15 protein-coding genes are annotated in these 19,751 nt (G+C 72.3%); 11 read left to right on the top strand and 4 right to left on the bottom strand.

What is annotated here, in order from left to right; all coding sequences use genetic code 11:
* Nucleotides 1–30 precede the first annotated feature (30 nt).
* From ACTWPT_RS27150 to ACTWPT_RS27130, 5 genes are all read left to right on the top strand, one after another.
* On the top strand, nt 31–1,098 hold the full coding sequence (locus ACTWPT_RS27150; RefSeq protein WP_443180281.1) for an ABC transporter substrate-binding protein: 1,068 nt from the start codon (nt 31–33) through the stop codon (nt 1,096–1,098).
* Nucleotides 1,085–3,004, top strand: coding sequence for a sugar ABC transporter ATP-binding protein (locus tag ACTWPT_RS27145; RefSeq protein ID WP_443180280.1), 1,920 nt, complete (start codon nt 1,085–1,087; stop codon nt 3,002–3,004). Before ACTWPT_RS27150 ends, ACTWPT_RS27145 begins: the two co-directional genes overlap by 14 nt.
* A gap of 13 nt (nt 3,005–3,017) precedes the next feature.
* Entirely contained in the window at nt 3,018–4,007 is a 990-nt protein-coding gene (locus ACTWPT_RS27140) for an ABC transporter permease (RefSeq protein ID WP_443180279.1), read from the top strand.
* Nucleotides 4,004–4,957, top strand: a complete 954-nt coding sequence (locus ACTWPT_RS27135) for an ABC transporter permease (RefSeq protein ID WP_443180278.1) — start codon at nt 4,004–4,006, stop codon at nt 4,955–4,957. The genes ACTWPT_RS27140 and ACTWPT_RS27135 overlap by 4 nt, the downstream gene beginning before the upstream one ends.
* A gap of 108 nt (nt 4,958–5,065) precedes the next feature.
* The gene (locus ACTWPT_RS27130) at nt 5,066–9,037 is read left to right on the top strand and encodes an AAA domain-containing protein (protein WP_443180277.1); all 3,972 of its coding nucleotides are present in this window, start codon (nt 5,066–5,068) and stop codon (nt 9,035–9,037) included.
* A gap of 37 nt (nt 9,038–9,074) precedes the next feature.
* On the opposite strand, the gene ACTWPT_RS27125 is transcribed toward ACTWPT_RS27130, so the two are convergent.
* Both ACTWPT_RS27125 and ACTWPT_RS27120 read right to left on the bottom strand, forming a co-directional pair.
* Nucleotides 9,075–10,205 (bottom strand): MBL fold metallo-hydrolase, encoded by a 1,131-nt coding sequence (locus tag ACTWPT_RS27125; RefSeq protein ID WP_443180276.1) that lies wholly within the window; start codon nt 10,203–10,205, stop codon nt 9,075–9,077.
* A 90-nt stretch (nt 10,206–10,295) separates the two neighbouring features.
* Complete coding sequence (locus tag ACTWPT_RS27120; protein WP_443180275.1) at nt 10,296–11,084, bottom strand: oxidoreductase; 789 nt, start codon at nt 11,082–11,084, stop codon at nt 10,296–10,298.
* A 106-nt stretch (nt 11,085–11,190) separates the two neighbouring features.
* On the opposite strand from ACTWPT_RS27120, the gene ACTWPT_RS27115 reads away from it, so the two are divergent.
* Entirely contained in the window at nt 11,191–11,763 is a 573-nt protein-coding gene (locus ACTWPT_RS27115; RefSeq protein WP_443180274.1) for a TetR/AcrR family transcriptional regulator, read from the top strand.
* Nucleotides 11,764–11,769: 6 nt separating this feature from the next.
* On the opposite strand, the gene ACTWPT_RS27110 is transcribed toward ACTWPT_RS27115, so the two are convergent.
* The gene (locus ACTWPT_RS27110; protein WP_443180273.1) at nt 11,770–12,495 is read right to left on the bottom strand and encodes a DUF3152 domain-containing protein; all 726 of its coding nucleotides are present in this window, start codon (nt 12,493–12,495) and stop codon (nt 11,770–11,772) included.
* Between the two features lie 138 nt (nt 12,496–12,633).
* The gene (locus ACTWPT_RS27105; RefSeq protein ID WP_443180272.1) at nt 12,634–13,719 is read right to left on the bottom strand and encodes a PP2C family protein-serine/threonine phosphatase; all 1,086 of its coding nucleotides are present in this window, start codon (nt 13,717–13,719) and stop codon (nt 12,634–12,636) included.
* A gap of 98 nt (nt 13,720–13,817) precedes the next feature.
* Between ACTWPT_RS27105 and ACTWPT_RS27100 the strand changes: the two genes are divergently transcribed.
* The 5 genes from ACTWPT_RS27100 (at nt 13,818) to ACTWPT_RS27080 (ending at nt 19,630) form a co-directional block, all read left to right on the top strand.
* The gene (locus ACTWPT_RS27100; RefSeq protein WP_443180271.1) at nt 13,818–14,099 is read left to right on the top strand and encodes an NAD(P)/FAD-dependent oxidoreductase; all 282 of its coding nucleotides are present in this window, start codon (nt 13,818–13,820) and stop codon (nt 14,097–14,099) included.
* Nucleotides 14,100–14,235: 136 nt separating this feature from the next.
* A complete protein-coding gene (locus ACTWPT_RS27095; RefSeq protein WP_443180270.1) occupies nt 14,236–16,167 on the top strand; it encodes a S9 family peptidase in 1,932 nt (643 codons plus the stop codon).
* Nucleotides 16,131–17,444 carry a serine hydrolase domain-containing protein gene (locus ACTWPT_RS27090; protein WP_443180269.1) on the top strand — a complete coding sequence of 438 codons (1,314 nt, stop codon included), beginning with the start codon at nt 16,131–16,133 and terminating at the stop codon, nt 17,442–17,444. Before ACTWPT_RS27095 ends, ACTWPT_RS27090 begins: the two co-directional genes overlap by 37 nt.
* Before the next feature lie 10 nt (nt 17,445–17,454).
* Nucleotides 17,455–18,795, top strand: coding sequence for a serine hydrolase domain-containing protein (locus tag ACTWPT_RS27085; protein WP_443180268.1), 1,341 nt, complete (start codon nt 17,455–17,457; stop codon nt 18,793–18,795).
* Nucleotides 18,788–19,630 carry a serine hydrolase gene (locus tag ACTWPT_RS27080; RefSeq protein WP_443180267.1) on the top strand — a complete coding sequence of 281 codons (843 nt, stop codon included), beginning with the start codon at nt 18,788–18,790 and terminating at the stop codon, nt 19,628–19,630. Before ACTWPT_RS27085 ends, ACTWPT_RS27080 begins: the two co-directional genes overlap by 8 nt.
* Nucleotides 19,631–19,751: the final 121 nt, after the last annotated feature.

Raw genomic sequence — 19,751 nt, 5'->3', positions numbered from 1 at the left:
GGCGCGGCACCTGGTAGGAAAGGAACCGCCATGACCCCCCAGATCCGGACAGCCGGTTTGGCGCTGGCCGTGCTCCTCACCGCCGCCGCCTGCGCCAAGGCCGAGGAGCCGCAGAGCGCGCCCGCCGCGGCGAGCACGGCCGGGCAGCAGGTGGTGCAGAGCCCCGCGGGCGGCGCCGGGCCGACCTGCACGTTACAGCAGTCCGGCGGCACGACGTTCGACCTGAAGACCGCCACCGTCGGCTTCTCCCAGTCCGAGAAGGAGGCCAACCCCTTCCGCATCGCGGAGACCAAGTCCATCAAGGACGAGGCGGCCAGGCTCGGCATCGCCAACCTCAAGGTCACCAACGCGCAGTCGCAGTTCTCCAAGCAGATCACCGACGTCCAGCAGCTCATCGCCCAGGGCGCGCGGCTGCTGATCATCGCCCCGCTCAACTCCGACGGCTGGGAGCCGGTCCTCCAGCAGGCCGCGGCCAAGAAGATCCCGATCATCACCGTGGACCGGAAGATCAACGCCAGGCCCTGCACCGACTACCTGACGTTCATCGGCTCGGACTTCTACGAGCAGGGCAAGCGCGCCGCCGACCGGATGATCGAGGCGCTGAACGGCAAGGGCAAGGTCGCCATCCTGCTCGGCGCGCCCGGCAACAACGTCACCACCGAGCGAACGAACGGCTTCAAGGACCGCGTCAAGGAGAAGGCGCCCGGCATCACGATCTCGTTCGAGCAGACCGGCGAGTTCGCCCGCGAGAAGGGGCAGCAGGTCACCGAACAGCTCATCCAGTCCAACCCCGACATCAACGGCATCTACGCCGAGAACGACGAGATGGCGCTGGGCGCGGTCACCGCGCTGAAGGGCGCGGGCAAGGAGCCGGGCGACATCAAGATCGTGTCCGTGGACGGTACGCGCAGCGCCGTGCAGGGCATCGCCGACGGCTGGCTGCACGCGGTCATCGAGTCCAACCCGCGCTTCGGGCCGCTCGCTTTCGAAACCGCGCAGAAGTTCCTGGACGGGCAGGCCATCCCGGACAAGGTGATCATCTCCGACCGCGACTACGACACGAGCAACGCCAAGGACTCGCTCGGTGAGGCGTACTGACTTGGGTGACTCGGCTGCCCAGGCTGACCGGGCTGACGTGGAACCGGTGCTCGAGGCTCGGGGGATCGCCAAACGATTCCCCGGTGTGCTCGCCCTCGACGGCGTGTCCCTCGCCCTGCGCCCGGGCGAGGTGCACGCTCTCGTGGGGGAGAACGGTGCCGGCAAATCCACGCTGATCAAGGTCTTCACCGGCGTGTACCGGCCGGACGGGGGCGAACTGCGCTACCGGGGCGGACCCACCGCCTTCGCGACCCCCATGGACGCGCAGCGCGCCGGCATCTCCACCATCTACCAGGAGGTCAACCTCGTCCCGATGATGAGCGTGGCCCGCAACCTGCTGCTCGGCCGCGAGCCGCGCGGCCGCTTCGGCGTGATCGACCCGGCCGCCCTGTACGGCGAGGCCTCCCGCGTGCTGGCGGGCTATGGCGTCTCGGCCGACGTCCGTCGGCCCCTGCGGACGCTGGGCATGGGGGCCCAGCAGATGGTCGCCCTGGCCAGGGCGGTCTCCGTGGACGCGCGGGTGGTCATCATGGACGAGCCGACGTCGTCGCTCGAGCCGCGCGAGGTCGAGACGCTGTTCGGGGTGATCGGACGGCTGCGGGAGGCAGGGATCGCCGTCCTGTACGTCAGCCACCGGCTGGACGAGTTGTACCAGGTGTGCGATCGGGTGACCGTGCTGCGCGACGGCCGCCTCGCCCACACGGGGCCGCTCGCCGGCCTGGAACGGCTCCGGCTCATCTCGCTCATGCTGGGCCGGGACCTCAACGAGGTCCGCACCGAGGGCCTCACCCGCTTCTCCCGCTCCCGCCCCAACACCCCACCAACCGCCACCGCCTCGGGCGCCGGCACCGTCAGGGGCGCCGGCGCCGCCTCGGAGACCGGAACCGGCGCGCTGGAGGGTGGTCCCCCGGATGGTGGTACTTCAGTGCGTGTGCCTGGCGGCGCATCGGTGGCCGCGTTGGGTGGTGACGCTTCGGCGCATGCCGATGGCGGTGAGGCAACCGCCTCCAGCGCCGGTGCTCCGGCAGACGGCGCCGCGATCGCCGCACGCAGCGTCGCCCCTCCCCGTGGCGCGGGCGCGGACGCCACAGCCGCCGGCGCGGCGCCGGCGCCGGCGCGCTCTGGCGGTGTGGACGCCGGATGCATCGGGGCGTCCGGGCACGGGAACGGGCAGGTGCCCATCGTCCGGGCGCGGGGGCTGACCCGTCGTCATGTCCTCCACGGCGTGGACGTGGACATCAGGCCCGGCGAGGTGGTCGGCCTGGGCGGCCTGCTGGGAGCGGGGCGTACCGAGACGGCGAAGGCCATCGTCGGCGCGTTGCCGCTGGACGGCGGGCAGGTGGACGTGGCGGGGAGGCCGCTGCGCACCGGCTCCACCGCGGCGGCCATCAGAGCGGGGGTAAGCCTGCTGCCGGAGGACCGCAAGGCCGAGGGCATCATCCCGACGCTCTCCGTGCGGGAGAACATCGCCCTGGCCGCCCTCCCGTCACTCGGCACCGCAGGCGTCGTGTCCGAGGCGAAGATCGACCGGGTGGTCGAGATCTTCATGCGGAGGCTGAGGATCAAGGCCGCCTCGCCGCACCAGCTGGTGTCCGAGCTGTCCGGCGGCAACCAGCAGAAGGTGCTGCTGGCCCGCTGGCTGGCCGTACGCCCCAAGGTGCTGCTGCTGGACGAGCCCACCCGCGGCATCGACGTCGGCGCCAAAGCCGAGGTGCAGGCGCTGATCGACGAGCTTGCGGAGGAGGGACTGGGCGTGCTGCTGATCTCCTCCGACCTGGAGGAGCTGGTCGAGGGCGCCGACAGGATCCTCGTGCTGCGCGAAGGCGCGGTCGCGGGGAAGCTGTCGGGCGATGAGGTGACCGAGGAGAGGATCATGGCGACGATCGCGGAGCAGTCCGATGGCTGAGCGGAGCAGTCCGATGGCCGAGTTGACGGGAGCCGGGCCAGGTGCGGGCGCGGGCGCTGCGCAGGCCCGCGTCGCGGTGCTCAAGCCGCGCGTGTTCGCCTGGGTGCAGGACTACGGCGTGTACGCGGCCGTGCTGGCGCTGCTGCTGTTCAACGTGCTGTTCACCCCGCACTTCCTGGACGCGGCCAACTTCCGCACCCAGCTCGTCCAGGTCACCCCCATCGTGATCGTCTCGCTCGGGATGGCGCTGGTGATCGGCACCCAGGGCATCGACCTGTCGGTGGGCTCGGTGATGGCGCTGGCCGCCGCGCTGGTGGTGATGTACCTGGGGTACGGCTGGCTGCCGGCCGTGCTCGTGGCCGTGATCGGCGGGGCGGCGGCCGGGGCGGCGGGCGGGGCGCTGGTGGCGTACGTCGGGGTGCAGCCGATCGTGGCTACCCTCGCGCTGCTCGTCGGCGTGCGCGGGCTGGCCAACGTGCTGGTGCCGCAGCTCGTCGAGTTCCGCAACCCCGACCTGATCGCGCTGGGCAGCAGCTCGGTGGCCGGGATCCCGGTGATCGTGCTGATCGCGGCGGCGCTGACCCTGATCGTGCTGTTCGTGGTGCGGCGCACCACGTTCGGGCGGCAGGTGGTCGCGATCGGCGGCAACCGGTCGGCCAGCGAGTTGTCCGGCCTGCCCGTCAAGCGCGTGCTCCTGACCGTCTACGTGATCTCGGGCCTGCTGGCCGCGCTGGCCGGGGTGCTGGCCACGGCCCGGCTGCAGGCCAGCGACCCGACCTCGCTCGGTCTGTTCATCGAGCTGTCTGCGATCACTGCGGTGGTGGTCGGCGGCACGCCGCTGACCGGCGGCCGGATCCGGGTGCTCAGCACGGTCATGGGCGCGCTGCTCATGCAGCTGCTGTCGGCCACATTGATCAAGCACAATCTGCCCCAGTCGTGGACCCAGATGGTCCAGGCGGCCATCATCCTGGCCGCCGTCTACGCCACCAGGGAGCGCCGTTGAACCGAGAACAGGCCGGCCGGGTGCTCCAGCAGCACGGCGCCCTCATGGTGCTGGGGCTGCTGGTGATCGGGGGCAGCCTGGCCTTCGATTCGTTCGCCACGCCGGGGAACGCGGCCAGCGTCGTGGTGTCGTCGTCGTTCCTGGCGATCATCGCGATCGGGATGACGTTCGTCATCATCAGCGGCGGCATCGACCTGTCCGTGGGGTCGCTGTTCGTGCTGGGCGGGGTACTGGCCGCCTACGGCTCCCAGTACGGCCTGCTGGTGGCGCTGCTGCTGCCGCTGGCGGTGTGCGGGGCGGTCGGCCTGCTCCAGGGGATGGTGATCGCCAGGACGGGGATGGCGCCGTTCATCGTCACCCTGGCCGGGCTGCTCGGCGTGCGGGGGCTGATGCTGGCGATCTCCGACGAGGGCGCCACCACGTATCTCGTGAAAGACCCCGCCTTCGCCGCCGTGGGCCAGGGCGAGGTGCTCGGCCTGTCCTATCCCGTCTACATCACCGCCGCCCTGGCCCTGGCGGCGATGGTGCTGCTGCAACGCACGGGCTTCGGCCAGAACGTGTACGCCATCGGCGGGAACGAGCAGGCGGCGGCCCTGATGGGCGTGCCGGTCGCCCGCACCAAGGTGTACGTGTACGTCATGTCGGGCCTGCTGGCCGGCCTCGCCGGAGCGCTGAACGCGGCCCGCCTGTCGTCCGGCGTGACGATCCTCGGCATCGGGCTCGAACTGGACGCCATCGCCGCCGTCGTGATCGGCGGCACCCTGCTGACCGGGGGAGCGGGCGGGATCACCGGCACCGTGGCCGGGGTGCTGCTGCTCGGCGTCATCCAGAGCCTGATCAACCAGGTGGGGAGCTTGACGTCGGCGTTCCAGCAGGTCGTGAGCGGGGTGTTCCTGGCGTTGGTCGTGGTGGCGCAGCGGCTGCTCAGCAAGGCGCAACGGCTGACGTGACCCGCGCTCCGGTGTGCGGCCTGTGTGGTGCGCAGCAAGAGAGGACCATACCTCTACGTCCTCCAGGTCAGGCGACTGCAAAGGCCACGTCAGGGCAGAAGCGCTTTCATGGCAGAGCCATCGGACAACCGCAGGGCCGAGCTGATCGCCGCGGCCCAGGCGAACTGGATATCGGCGCTCACCGACCTGGGCGGGCGCAACACGCTGCTCTACTACAAGGACCGCCGGGCAGGCACCCTCGACCTGACCACGGCCGACCCCGCGAACCTCGAACGCTTCCTCCGCACCGGCTCGATCAGGCTCACCCGCCTGTTCAGCGACGCCGACGCCAGGGCCGACGCGATCAGGCGCGTGCAGGCCATCCACCGCAAGTCCCGCGAGCTGCTCGAGGAGCGCGGCCTGCGGGCCGCGTACCTGGCCACCGGCATGGCCAGGTGGGACGAGCTGTTCCTCGAGCCCGCCGCACCCGTGCTGCTGCGCGGCCTCACCATCACCCCGACCAGGGCCAGGCACGACGACTTCCACCTCGCGCTCGACGACGAGGACGAGGTCAACCCGGTGCTGCTGCACAAGCTCGCCACCGTGTACGGCGCCGCAGCCGAGCGCGCCACCGGCGACCACGACCAGCTGCGCGCCATCGCGGCCGCCGCCGAGGTGCCGGGATTCGACATCCAGGACCGGCGCGTCATCGGCACGTTCACCTACTCCAAACTCCCCATGGTCAGGGACATGCAGGCGGCAGGCGAGCTGCTGGCCGACAGCGACGTGGTGGCCGCCATCGCCGGCGACCCCGAGGCGCAGGAGCTGCTGTCGGGCGACCGGGGGGAGCCGCTGGAGCTCGACTCGCCGGAGGACGACTACTCGGTGCTCGACGCCGACTCCTCCCAGCGCAGCGCCATCGCCGCCGTACAGTCCGGCCGCAGCCTCGTGATCCACGGGCCGCCGGGCACCGGCAAGAGCCAGACCATCGCGAACCTGATCGCGGCGCTGGTCGCCAAGGGACGCAAGGTGCTGTTCGTGGCCGAGAAGCGGGCCGCGATCGACGCGGTGCTGTCCCGGCTCAAGGGCGCCGACCTGGGGGACCTGGTGCTCGACATCCACGAGGGCACCCGCGACCGGCTGCGCATCGCCCGCGACCTCGGCGACACGCTCGACCTCGCCCAGGCCGTGACGGAAGTGCCCGAGCAGGAGCTGGACCGGCGGCTCATCGACCGGCAGCGCCGGCTGTCGCGGCACGTGGCCGGGCTGCACGAGCCGCATGCGCCGTGGGGGGTGTCGGCGTTCCAGATCCAGTCGGCGCTGCTCGGCATCCCGGCCGAGGCGCGTACGCCGGTGCGGCTCTTCCCGCCCGAGCGCATCGACCGCGAGGCGGCCGACCGGATCAGGGACGAGCTGCGCGACTTCGCCCACCTGGGCGGGTTCACCCTGCGTCCCGGCAGCACGCCCTGGTACGGGGCTTCGCTGCGGACCGCCGAGCAGGCGCGGCAGGCCGCCGACCTCGCCTCCCGGCTGCATTCGCACCTGCTGCCGCTGCTGGCGTACCGAGTGGACCAGGCGTGCGCCGAGGCGGGCCTGCGGGCGCCGGACGGGCACCGGGAGCGGGTGGCGGTGCTGCAGCTCTTCGCCGGGGTCGCGCAGACGATGCGGCGCCTGTCGCCCCGCGTCTTCGAGTCCGACCCGTCCCGCCTGGCCGCCGCCGTCGGCGACGGCACCGTCCCCCGCCTGCCCACCCCCTTCACGACCGGCCCCACCCGGCCGCGAGCGCCGGGGAATGGTGCCCGCTCAGAGACGGCAGACGCGAACGGCGGTCCCATTGGCCTTCGGGAGCGCCATGCGCTGCGCAAACAGGCCCGGGCTCTGTGGCTGGGCGCCGGCAAGCCGGAGCGCGCTGAGCTGCACGCGGCGCTGGCGGAGGCGGCCGCGCAGCTCGCCGAGTGGGACGCGTTCCGACTCCCGCCACCCGCGCCCGGCGCCTGGCGCGCCGGCCCCGACGGCACCGCCCCGCCCGGCAGTGCGGGGCGAGGCGGCGACGGCGCTGCGGCTGGCGACGGCGCCGGCGGCGGAGCATTCTCGCCCGGGGGCGACGGCACGACCGGGGACGGCGGCCGGGATGGGGGGCGGGGGAGGCCGCCGTGGCCGCCGTCCGATCTCGGCGGGCTGCTGCGGCTGCAGGCCGAGTGCGAGGCACAGCTCGCCTCCCTCCGCGCCTACGTACGCGTCCCCGACGAGCCCGGCGAGGTCCTCGCCGCGCTCTGCGCCGACCGCGACACCGCGTGGAAACTCCCGAGACTGTACGACCTGGGCATGCGGTTCGACGCCTTGGGCCTCGGCCAGCTCCTCGACGGCCTGGCACGCAAACAGGCGACGGCGGACCTGGCGGCGGCCGCGTTCGACCACGCCTGGTACTCCTCCATCCTCGACCACGTCAGGGTCAGCGACCCGCGATACGCCGCGGAAAGGGGAGACGCGCTCGACGAGATCGCCGGCGACTTCCGCGAGCGCGACATCCGGCACATGGCCGCGAACCGGGCACGGGTCCGCAGGGCGTGGGCGGTCCGGCTGCGCGACGCCGAGGACCGGCACCCGCTCCAGGCCCGGGTGATCCGCAAGCAGGCGGCCCTGCGCCGGGGTCAGCTGCCGCTGCGCCGCCTGCTCGACCAGACGGGCGACGTGTTGTTCGCGCTCAAGCCGTGCTGGGCCATGTCCCCGCTGATCGTCAGCCAGGTGCTCCCCGCGACGCGGCTGTTCGACGTGGTGATCTTCGACGAGGCCAGCCAGATCGTGCCCGCCGACGCGGTCCCGTCCATCATGCGGGCGCACCAGATCGTGGTCGCCGGCGACGACCGGCAGCTCCCGCCGACGAACTTCTTCCGGCAGGTGGGTGACGGGCCCGAGGACGCCGATTTCGGGGCCGAGGAGGAGGAGAGCCGGGTGTCGTTCGGCGCGGGGTTCGAGTCGGTGCTCGACGCGCTTCGCCCGCTGCTGCCGACGTGGCCGCTGACCTGGCACTACCGCAGCAGGGACGAGCGGCTGGTGGCGTTCTCGAACGCCCGAATCTATGGTGGCGCGCTGACCACGTTCCCCGGTGTGTCGCGCGGTGACTGCCTGCGGCATGTGGTGGTCGCCCAGCCGGTCGGGCCAGGTCAGGAGGCGTCGGTGCCGGCCGAGGTGGACAAGGTCGTGGAGCTGGTGCTGGACCACGCCCGCGCTCGCCCGGGCGAGTCGCTCGGCGTGATCGCGCTCGGCATGCGCCACGCCGAACGCGTCGATCAGGCGCTGAGGGAGGCCCTGGCCGAGCATCCCGAGCTGGAGGACTTCTTCGCCGAGGACGCGCCGGAGCCGTTCTTCGTCAAGAACCTCGAACGTGTCCAGGGTGACGAACGCGACGCGATCATCCTCACCATCGGGTACGGCAAGCACCGCGACGGCCGCATGCGCTACCAGTGGGGCCCGCTGCTGCGTGACGGCGGCGAGCGCCGGCTGAACGTGGCCGCCACCCGCGCCAAGCACCGGCTCACCTTGGTCAGCTCGTTCTCCAGCCACGACGTGGACCCCGCTCGCGTCACCAAGGCGGGAGCCCGGCTGCTGGCCGACTACCTGGAGTACGCGGGCTCCGGCGGCACCCCCGCCGACGCCTCGGGCGGCACGGCACTCAACCCGTTCGAGGCCGATGTACGCGACCGCCTGGCCAGGCACGGCATCACCGTCGTGCCCCAGTTCGGCGTCGGCGGCTTCCGTGTCGACTTCGCCGCCACCCACCCGAGGGACCCGGACCGCATGGTCCTGGCGATCGAGGCCGACGGCGCCTCCTATCGCGACTCACGCAGCGTCCGCGACCGCGACCGGCTGCGCAAGGAGCACCTGGAGCGGCTCGGCTGGAACTTCCACCGCTTGTGGTCCACGAACTGGTTCCACAACCCGCAGGCCGAGGCGGACAAGCTGCGCCAGGCGTACGAGGAGGCGGTCGCCGCGTACGAACCCGAGCCCGAACGGGCACCGGACCCGGCAACGCGACCGCCGGCCGCGGAGCTGGACCGGCGTTCGCAGCCGCCCGGCGCGGAGCTGGACCGGCCTGGCTGACCCCTGATCAAACGGGCGGCCCGCCGGGGCCGCCCGTTCAGCTCAGCATCTCCCACCAGCCGTCCACCGCCGGCGCCGCGGTGGTGTCGACGGCCTCGCCCGGCCGGGGCACGACGATCTTGACATCGCGTGCCTTGGCCTCCCGCCACAACCGGTCGACCGGCTCCGCCCACGGGTGAAGGGCCAGCGTGAACGTCGCCCAGTGCACCGGCAGCAACAGCTCACCCCCGAGATCGAGGTGGGCGTTGACGGCCTCCTCCGGGTTCATGTGGATGTCCGGCCACGCGGGGCTGTAGGCGCCGATCGGCATCAGCGTCAGATCGAACGGCCCGTGTGCCGACCCGATGCCCCGGTAACCCTCGAAGTATCCGGAGTCGCCCGCGTAGAACACCCGCGTGCTCGCCCCGGCGATCACCCAGGACCCCCACAACGTGTCGTTGCGGGTGAACGCCCGCCCCGAGAAGTGGCGGGCCGCCGTGGCGACGAAGCGCAGCCCCGCCACCTGGGCCTCCTCCTCCCAGTCGAGCTCGATGATCCGGTACGCGGGCACGCCCCACCGCTCCAGGTGCGCCCCGATGCCCAGCGGCACCAGGAACGGCGCCTTCTGCGTCCTGGTCAGCGAGCGCACGGTCGCCAGGTCCAGGTGGTCGTAGTGGTCGTGCGAGATCGCGATGGCGTCGACCAGCGGCAGCTCGCCGATCGTGACCGGCACCGGATGGTGCCGCTTCGGGCCGACCAGCTGCGAGGGGGAGGGACGCTTGCTCCACACCGGGTCGAACAGCACCCGCTTGCCCTCGATCTCCACCAGCGTGGAGGCGTGGCCGTACCAGACGACGCGCACGCCGTCGGCGGGGGGCGGCCCCGACGCGGGGACGCGCAGCGGCACGGGAGCCGCGGGGCGGCGCTGCTCCCTGTTCTTGGCCAGCTCGCTGAGCAGGTTCACCGGCGGCCTGGTCATCAGATGTGTCGGCTCGGGCATCGAGTTGAAAAAGGTGCCATCCCTGAACTGCGGTGAGCGGCGTATCCGCGCCGCCCGGTCCGAGCCCGAGCTCAGCGGCCGCACGCCCAGCTCGGCCGGCACGTCACGCAGCGCCCAGCCGGCTGCCGCGAGGGCCGCGCCGCCCGCCAGAATGCGCCGTATCGTCGAGCCCTGCCGCCTACCCGCCATCGCTCACTCTCCCCTTCGGAGGTCACTTCACTTCGCTCAACCGGGCTAGGACCCCCCGGTGTTCCCATCCCCACGATATATCGCGATAGGTCAAACCGTCTTGATCGCTCCGCCGTCGATGACGTAGTCGGCGCCGCTGACGCTCCCGGCGTGCGGTGAGGCCAGCCACGTCACGAGGGCGGCGACCTCCTCCGGCTCGATGAACCTGCCCGTCGTCACCCCGGCGGCGGACGGCAGCCCGGCCAGGAACCGCCCGTGCTCGACGCCGTGCGCGGCGGCCACCGCGGCACCATAGCTGCCGGGGCCTTCCCACATCGAGGTGCGGGTCAGGCCGGGCGAGACCGTGTTGACCCGCACCCCCTTCGGGCCGAACTCCTCCGACAGCGCCTTGCCGAACGCGGTCAGCGCCGCCTTGGCGGTCGTGTACGGCACCGGGCCGCTGTGCGGCAGCCGGGCGCCGATCGAGGAGATGTTGATCACTGTGCCGCGGCGGCCGATGAGGCTCGGCAGCGCGGCCCTGGTGGCGCGTACCGCGCTGAGGAAGTTCAGATCGTACGTCTGCCGCCACTGCTCGTCGTCGAAGCCGAGGAACCCGCCGGTCTGCCCCTCGCCTCCGTCGCCGCCGCCCACGTTGTTGACCAGCACGTCGATCCCGCCCAGCTCGGCCAGCGCCCGGTCGACCACCTCGGCGGGGCCGCCCGCCGAAGACAGGTCGGCCGCCACCGCGATCGCACCGGTCTCCTTCAGCTCGGGCGAGATCGTCCGGGCGGCCGCCACAACGCGCATTCCCTCGCCGGTCAGCGCCTGGACGATCGCCAGCCCCAGCCCTCTGCTCGCGCCGGTCACCACGGCCGTCTTGCCGGTGAGCTGCATGTCCATGGTCGTCCTCCATGAGTTGCGTCAGTCCTGATGCTTCGACCATACGACTTGCGACATAGATGACGCAACTAATGACGTAACGGTGACGGTGCCGTACCCTGTGGGGGTGAGTGAGACGACGCGGGCGATGCGGTCCGATGCGGCGCGGACGGTGCGGACGATCCTGGAGGCGGCCGAGCGCGTGCTCAGCAGGAACCCGGGAGCCAGCATGGAGCAGATCGCCGAAGCCGCGGGGGTGGCGCGCACGACCGTGCACCGGCGGTTCGCCTCGCGGGAGGCGCTGGTGGGCGCGATGGCGGCGTGGGCCACCCGGCAGTTCGCCGAGGCCGTCGAGTCCGCGCACCCGGAGAACACGCCGCCGCTGGTCGCGCTCTACCAGGTCACGGCCAGCGTGCTGCGGGTCAAGAGCGACTGGGGGTTCGCGATGAGCCGGGCGCTGTCGGACGACCCCGAGGTGGCCAGGGTGCACGCGGACGTGGAGGAACGCTGCGATCGCCTCTTCAGGAGGGCGCAGGCGGCCGGCGTGCTGCGGGCAGACGTGGATCTCGGCTGGGCCAGGCGGGTCTACTACGCGCTGGTCCACGAGGCGGCCCAGAGCCGCGACGCCGGCCCCGACGCCCTCGCCACCCGCGTGGTGGACACGCTGCTCCGGGGCGTCGGCACCGGACAAGCTCTCTAGCCATTCTCACGGACCGTTGCGGCGGTGTTTGCGACCGGGGAAAGGCCACGGATTCGGCCGGCAGCGGCCCAGCGACTTCGACTGCTGCGCCATGACCGGGGCGAGCCGGCCGGGACCCGGGCACGGACGGTGGTGGTGTCCGAGGGCATGGCCGACCTCGTGGCTGATCAGGTAGGCCCGGTACGCGGCCAGGTCGCCTTCGTACTGCGGCACACCCGTCATCCAGCGCAGGGCGTTGATGATCGAGCGGGTCCCGTTCCAGCACGACAACTCGCCGCCGGTGCGCAGCGGGCGGCACTGGCTGACGGTGAGGCCGGGGCTGGACAGCGCGACGCGCACCTGCACCGGACCGCGGTCGACGCGCTGGAAAGGGGCCCATCCGCGCACGTCGTTGAGTATGCGGTGCACCTGGGCGGCGAACTCGCGAGCATCGATGGGCAGGCCGCGTTCCACCTCGACCAGATACCGGACCGCCGCCTCGCGGCCCGGCCTGGCGGGCGCGCCTCCGCGCACGACCGCGTACCTGCCGGAGGCGACGTACGGCACCTTGGGCAGGACCGGCTTGCGCACGGCGGGCGGGCGCGGGGCGACGGAACGCTTGGGCGCGGCGGGAGAGCGGGAGGCGACGGAGGGACCGCTTGCGGCGGAAGGACTGGGCGCCGGCCGCGCGGGCCGTGCGGCGCCGCATCCGGCGGAGAGCAGCACCAGCACCAGCAGTGCGAACAGCGGCAACGCGACCTCCCCACGACATCACGGTGGGGATAAAACAGATTGTACGTACCCGCTCGTCACACTTTTCCGTCAGGGGTGCCACCGGCTCATGGGAGAGGGGCGCGCCGGGTGTGGGGGCCCGCCGATCGAGGAACCGGTTCATGCCCGTGTGATGGTGAGGACCGCAACGTCGTCGCGCGGGGCGGCACCGGTGAACCGCCGCAGGTCCGCGCTCAGTGTCTGGGCGAGGCCGTCGGGTGGGGCGGCGGCCCACGCGCGCAGGCGCTCGCCCAGCGGGTAGAAGGCGCCGGACCGGTCGCGGGCCTCGGTGACCCCGTCGGTGCACAGCAGCAGCGTCGCGCCGGGCGGGAAGGGGAAGCGGGCGCTCTGGCGCGGGGCCGGCGCCAGCGCGGCCAGGCCCAGGGGCACGGCGGCCTCGCCGAGCGGCGCCTGCCGGGCGTCGCCGCCGTTGATGACGTAGGGGGCGATGTGCCCGCAGTTGACCGCCTCCACCTCCAGCTCATGGCCGATGCCCAGCACGAGGGCGGTGACCATGCGCTCGGGCTCCCCGGTGTGCGCAGCGAACGCGTTGTGCCTGAGCACGGTGCTCTCCAGCGCCGCGATCACCCCCGTGAGCGTGTCTTCGCGGTACGCGGTCTCCCTGAACGCCTCCAGCACGGCCAGCGCGGTGCCGATCGCCGGCAGCCCCTTGCCCTGCACGTCCCCGATCAGCACCCGGGTTCCGTACGGCGAGGCGGCCACGTCGTACAGGTCGCCGCCCACCATCGCGTCCTCCTCGACCGGCTGGTAGATGCCGTCGACGACCACGTCGCCGGAGCGCAACGGGAGTGCCCTGACGATCTGCCGCTGCAGGGCGGCCGCCGCCGAGCGCAGCTGGCGCACCTCCTGCTCGCGCTGCACCCGATAGCGGCACCCGAGCACGCTCACCAGCCCGAACACCGCCATGAACCCGGCCGCCACCAGGTTGTCGTCCAGATCCACTCCTACGTAGGTCTGGGTCCCCGCCACCATCGCCAGCACCCAGACCGATGCGACGACGGTCTGCCACACCGTGCCCAGCCCCGCCACGATCGACGGTAGGAAGATCAGCAGCGGCAGCAGGCGTACGGCGGCGCCCGTGATCACGTCCAGCCAGACCACGACTGCCGTGACGCCGAGCACCCCCACCACGAACACCGGCGTCGACAGCGAGGGCCGCCCGCGCGGCCGCCCCTCTTCCGTCACGACTCCCCCCGAAGTCCGACTGCCACGATCTCCTGATCATGCCCAGCGGCGAGCGCGCGGAAAACTGTGACAGGCATAGCGGCACCAGGGCCAACAGCATGAAATCCAAGGCAACCGCTCATCACGTATGGTCACCCGGGTGGGCCGAGGCCAAGCGCTCGTCCCCGGGTGGGCTGCGGCCCGCCACGCCGGACAGCCTGCCGCTGATCGGGCCGGTCCCCGGCCACGACGGCGTGTACGCGGCCACCGGGCACGGCACGCTGGGCCTGACCCTGGCGCCCGGCACCGCCGAACACCTCGCCCCGCTCGTGCTGGCCGGGCGGCCTGTGAGGATCCTGGAGCCCTTCTCGCTCACGCGGTGGGCGGCGCGTAGGGCGTGACGTCCGGGGGTGGCTGCTCGTCGGGGTCCGATTCCGCCCCGGGACGGTCTGGGCGTTGGGCTCCCGCACAAGCCGGGCGGCGTCGTTCGTCGGGAGCACCGAAGATGCCGGGACGACGGAGGCTTACGGTTCGTTCATGCCGCATCTCGCGCTCGACGACCTCTACCGCCTCGCCGTCCCTTCCGATCCCCAGGTGCGTCCCGACGGGGGAGCCGTGGCGTACACACTGACGACCGCCGTTCGAGACTCCGACGAGAACCGCACCGAGATCTGGCTGGCCGCTCCCGGCACCGAGCCCCGGCGCCTCGCCGCCGGCAGCGCCGCGCGGTGGTCGCCGGACGGCCGGACGCTGGCGTTCCTGCGGCCGGTGGACGACCGGCCGCAGATCCACCTGCTGCCGATGGACGGCGGCGAGCCCGCCCCGGTGACCTCGGCGAAGCTTGGCGCCGGCGCGCCGGTCTGGTCTCCGGACGGCTCCCGCATTGCGTTCGCCGCACTCGTCGGAACGGGCGAGGACGGCGGGATGCCCGACCCGAACGCCCCCGTCGTGACCGGCCGGCTCGACCACAAGGCCGACGGCGCGGGGCTGCTGCGCGGCATGACCAGGCACCAGTTCGTCACGGATGTGGTCACCGGCGAGACCGTCCAGGTCACCCAGGGGGACTTCCACGCGGGTGAGCCGTCGTGGTCGCCCGACGGCCTGCGCCTGGCGTTCGTGGCCGCCATGGACGCCGATCGTGACCTCGAGCCGGGCGGTGCCGCGTACGCCGTCGAGGCGGCCAAGGGCAGCGTGCCGGAGCGGCTGACGGACCCCGGCTTCATCTGTGGCGGCGTCTGGTGGCGTGGCGACCGGCTGGTCGCCGCGGGGCTGAAGGGCACCGTGGTAGGGCACGTCCGGCTGTTCGAGCTCGGCCCTGGCGGGTGGAGCGAGGTGGAGACGGGCCTCGACCGGAACGTCATGACCGGCGCCCCGGGCTACCCCGGCGGAACCCCGGCGCTGCTGGGCGAGGACCTGCTGTTCTGCGCGCGCGACGGCGGTTCGACGCACCTCTACCGCGTCTCGGATGGGGCCCCGGGCGAGCGGTTGGTGCCGGGTGAGGTCAACATCTCGGGGATCAGCACGGCGGTGGGGGTGGTCGCGTACGTGGCGGCGACGCAGCACAGCGCGGGAGACGTCTACCTGATGACCCCAGGCCCGAAAAAAGTAACGTCGGGCGAAATGTCGGATATATCTGGCGCGTTAGCGCCGGATATATCGCGACTCACCGACTACGCCCTCGACGATGTCGAGCTGTTGACCGCACGCCGCCGCACGTTCACCGCCCCCGACGGCACCCAGGTGGAGGGTTTCGTCCTGCGTGACGAGACCGCGCAGACCCCCGGCCCGCTGCTGCTCGACGTGCACGGCGGCCCGCACAACGCCTGGTCGCCCGTCTTCGACGGCATCCACCTCTACCACCAGCTCCTCGCCGCCCGCGGCTGGACCGTCCTCACCGTCAACCCGCGCGCCAGCGACGGGTACGGCGAGGACTTCTACACCGCCTCCATCGGCGCCTGGGGGCTGGCCGACGCCCAGGACCTGCTCGCCGCCGTGGACGCCCTGATCGCCGACGGCGTCGCCGATCCCGAGCGGCTGGCCGTCACCGGCTACAGCTACGGCGGCTACATGAGCTGCTGGCTGTCGGCCACGACCGGCAGGTTCAAGGCCGCGATCCCCGGCGGCTGCGTGAGCGACCTGACGAGCCTGAGCGGCACGTCCGACCTCGGCCACCTGATGAAGGTGCACGAGTACGCCGGTGACCTGGTCGCCCAGTCGCCCATCACCCACGTCGCGGACGTCACCGCCCCGACCCTCCTCCTGCACGGCGAGGACGACGACCGCTGCCCCGTCGGCCAGGCCGAGCAGTGGTTCACCGCCCTGCGCGAGCGCCGGGTGCCCGTCGAGCTGGTGCGCTATCCCGGCGCGAGCCATCTGTTCATCCTGAGCGGGCGTCCCTCGCACAGGTACGACTACAACGAAAGGATCATCGCGTGGCTGGAGCAATGGGTCAGCGGCTCGCCGAGCTGATCGCCGAGTACGAGGTTCCCGGCTCGGCGCTGGCGTACTGGCACCAGGACGAGCTGCACGAGTTCGCGGCCGGCACACTGAACGCCGACACCGGCGTCGACGCGACCACCGACGCGCTCTACCAGATCGGCTCGGTCACCAAGGTGTGGACCGCGACCCTGATCATGCAGCAGGTCGAGCAGGGCCGGCTGACGCTGGACACGCCGGTCATCGAGGTGCTGCCCGAGTTCAAGGTGGCCGACCCCGAGGCCACCAAGAAGGTGACGATCAGGCACCTGCTCTCCCACACCAGCGGCATCGACGGCGACCAGTTCATCGACACGGGCCGCGGTGACGACTGCGTGGAGAAGTACGTGGCGGCCTGCGCCACCCTGGCACAGAACCACCCGCTCGGCGTCACCCAGTCCTACTGCAACTCCGGGTTCGTCATCGCGGGCCGGGTGCTGGAGCGGCTGACCGGCAAACGCTGGGACGATGTCCTGCGCGAGGGCATCTGCGAGCCGCTCGGCCTCACCCACACCTGGACGCTGCCTGAGGACGTGCTGCGCTTCCGCGCCGCGATGGGCCACGAGGGCGGCAAGACCGCCCCGGTGTGGGGCCTCATGCGGTCGATGGGCCCGGCGGGGCTGATCTGCGCCCGCCCCGCTGACGTGGTCGACTTCGGGCGCGCCCATCTGGAGAGTGGCCTGCTGAAGGATCCGAGCGCGATGTGGGAGCCGCAGGTCGACATCCCCAACCCGTACACGCTGGGCAAGCAGTGGGGCATCGGCTGGATCATCGACGAGTGGAGCGGCCACAAGGTCATCTCCCACGGCGGCAACACCATCGGCCAGCACGCCATGCTGTGGGTGGTGCCCGGCACCGGGACCGTCGTCTGCGTGACCGCCAACGGCGGCCAGAGCGGTGCGTTCACCCGGGCCGTCGCCACCGAGCTGTTCGCCGAGCTGGACGGCCTGACCGTGCCGCCCACGCCGTCCCTGCCGGAGACCCCGGCCGACGTGGACGTCGCCCCGTACGCGGGCGTCTACGAGCGGGCCGGCGCCCGGATCACGGTGAGCGTGCTCGACGACGGCAAGGTCCGCCTGCGCTTCGAGGCCACCGGCGAGCTGGCCGCCCTGCACCCGCCCGAGGAGTCCGATTTCATCCCGGTCGATGAGAACCTGTTCCTGTTCCAGGCGCCGGGCACCCGCGACTGGATGGCGGCGGTGTTCTTCGAGCTGGCCGACGGCACCCGGTACGTGCATCTGGGCGCCCGCGCCACTCCCAAGGTCAGCTGAGGAGATCGACATGGACCTGCGGGATCGCCTCGCCGAGGCGGCGCGCGAGCACGGCGTGCCCGGTGCGGCCGTCGCGGTGTGGCACGACGGCGAGCTGCACGAGGCCGCCACCGGCGTGGTAAACACGGCCACCGGCGTGGAGACGACGACGGACAGCGTGTTCCAGGTCGGCTCCACCACGAAGGTGTGGACGGCGGCGCTGGTCATGCAGCTCGCGGAGGACGGCCTGGTCGAGCTCGACAAGCCGGTGGGGGAGTACCTGCCGGACTTCGCCTTCGGCGGCGTCACCGTCCGCCAGCTGCTCACGCACACCGCCGGCTTCGACGGCGACGTGTTCGAGGACACCGGGCGCGGCGACGACTGCCTGGACAGGTTCCTCGACCACCTGCGCACCGCCGGGCACGTGCACGAGCCCGGCGAGCTGTTCTCCTACTGCAACGCCGGCTACTGCGTGCTCGGTGCGCTGGTGGCGAGGCTGCGCGGCGGCACCTGGGAGCAGACGATCCGCGAGCGCCTGCTCGCCCCGCTGGGCGCCACGCACGCGGCGCTGTTCGGTGAGGAGGCCGTGCTCTTCCGCGCCTCGGCGGGCCACGTCGGGCCGGACGCCGCCGTCTACCCCGGCTGGCAGATGCCCCGCTCCAACGCCCCGGCCGGCTCCACCATGTGCCTGGCCCCGCGCGAGCTGGTCGCGTTCGGCCGGGCGCTGGCGGCCGGCGGCCTGGCGCCGAACGGCACCCGGCTGCTGTCCGAGGAGTCGGTGGCCGCGATGCTCACGCCGCAGGTCCACGTGCCGGGAGTCGGCGGCGCGCTGGCCGACCGGTGGGGCCTCGGCGTGGAGCTGTTCGGCTGGGGCGCGTTCGGCCATGACGGTGGCACGCCCGGGCAGAGCACGTTCTGGCGCATCGTGCCGGGCTCGGGCACGTCGGGCAACGTGCCGGAGGCGGACTTCGTCATCGCGATGAGCGGGAACGGCGGCTCGTTCTTCGGCCTCATGGCCGACGTGGCGCGGCCGGTCATCGAGGAGGCGACCGGCCTGACGGTGCCCGCGCAGCCTCTGCCGCCGCAGGCGCCGAAGCCCGTGGACGGCACCTCGTACGCGGGCCGCTACACCGGCCCGCAGCTCGGCTACGAGGTCGCCGCCGCCGGAGACGGCCTGGACGTCACGCTCATCCCCGGCCCTCTCATGGAGAGCATGGGCGCCGCCCGCACGACCACCCGGTACGTGCACTTCGACGGCGAGTCGTTCATCGCCGTCGAGGCTGAGGGCGGCCGGCACGATGTGGTCACCTTCGTGCTGCGGGACGGGCGCGCCGCCTACCTGCACAACGGCCGCGCGGTGGCCCGTGCCTGACCTGCCCGAGGTGTTCGCCGAGGCGGGCGTGCGGGGTTTCCTGCACGCCCGCGAGGTGGACGGCGACGCTGAGATCGGGCTGGATCCGGACGAACCCGTCGTGCTCGCCTCGGTCTTCAAGATCGCGGTCGCGCTGGAGTACGCCCGGCAGGCCGCCGCCGGCGAGCTCAGCCGCACCGAGCGGCTCACCGTCACCGCCGCCGACAAGGACGGCGGCATCGGCACCTCCGGCTGCCTCGACGACGTGTCGCTCACCCTGCGCGACCTGGCCCACTTCATGATCACGATGTCCGACAACGCGGCGACCGACGTGCTGCTGCGCCGTGTCGGGCTCGACCGGGTCAACGGCACCCTCGCCGCGCTGGGGCTGCGCCGCACGCGGCTCATCGGCGGGTGCGCCGAGCTGTTCCAGCAGGTCACCAAGGACATCGGCGAGGACTGGGACGCCGCCACTCAGGACGAGTTGCGGGCCATGGCCGTACGCGACCCGGCCCGCACCACCGCCGGCACCCCGCGCGAGATCACCACGCTGCTGAGCCTCATCTGGCGCGACGAGGCCGGCCCTCCTGACGCGTGTGCCGAAGTACGGAAGGTCATGGGCGAGCAGATCTGGCCGCATCGGCTGGCGGCGGGCTTCCCCGACGAGGTGAAGGTGTCGGGCAAGACGGGCTCCCTGTGGGGCATTCGCAACGAGTCGGGCGTCGTGGAGTACCCCGACGGCAAGCGGTACGCCGTCGCCGTGTTCGTGCGCAGCGACGTCATCCACTCCCGCCTGCCCGCCGCGGACGCCGCCATCGGCAGCGCCGCCCGCCTGGCTGTCGACTTACTCCGCTGATGTCGGTTTTCGTGGACTATCGTGAGCGCGTGAGGAACCGCCCCCGAGCCAGCCTGGACGGATCCTGGAGGACCTCGGCACCACCGTCCTCGACGTTGCGGCTTCACCCGGGGATCTCGAC

It is taken from the genome of Nonomuraea sp. 3N208 (assembly GCF_052245935.1).
Taxonomy (GTDB): Bacteria; Actinomycetota; Actinomycetes; order Streptosporangiales; family Streptosporangiaceae; genus Nonomuraea.
This window is presented reverse-complemented; position numbering and strand designations above follow the sequence as displayed.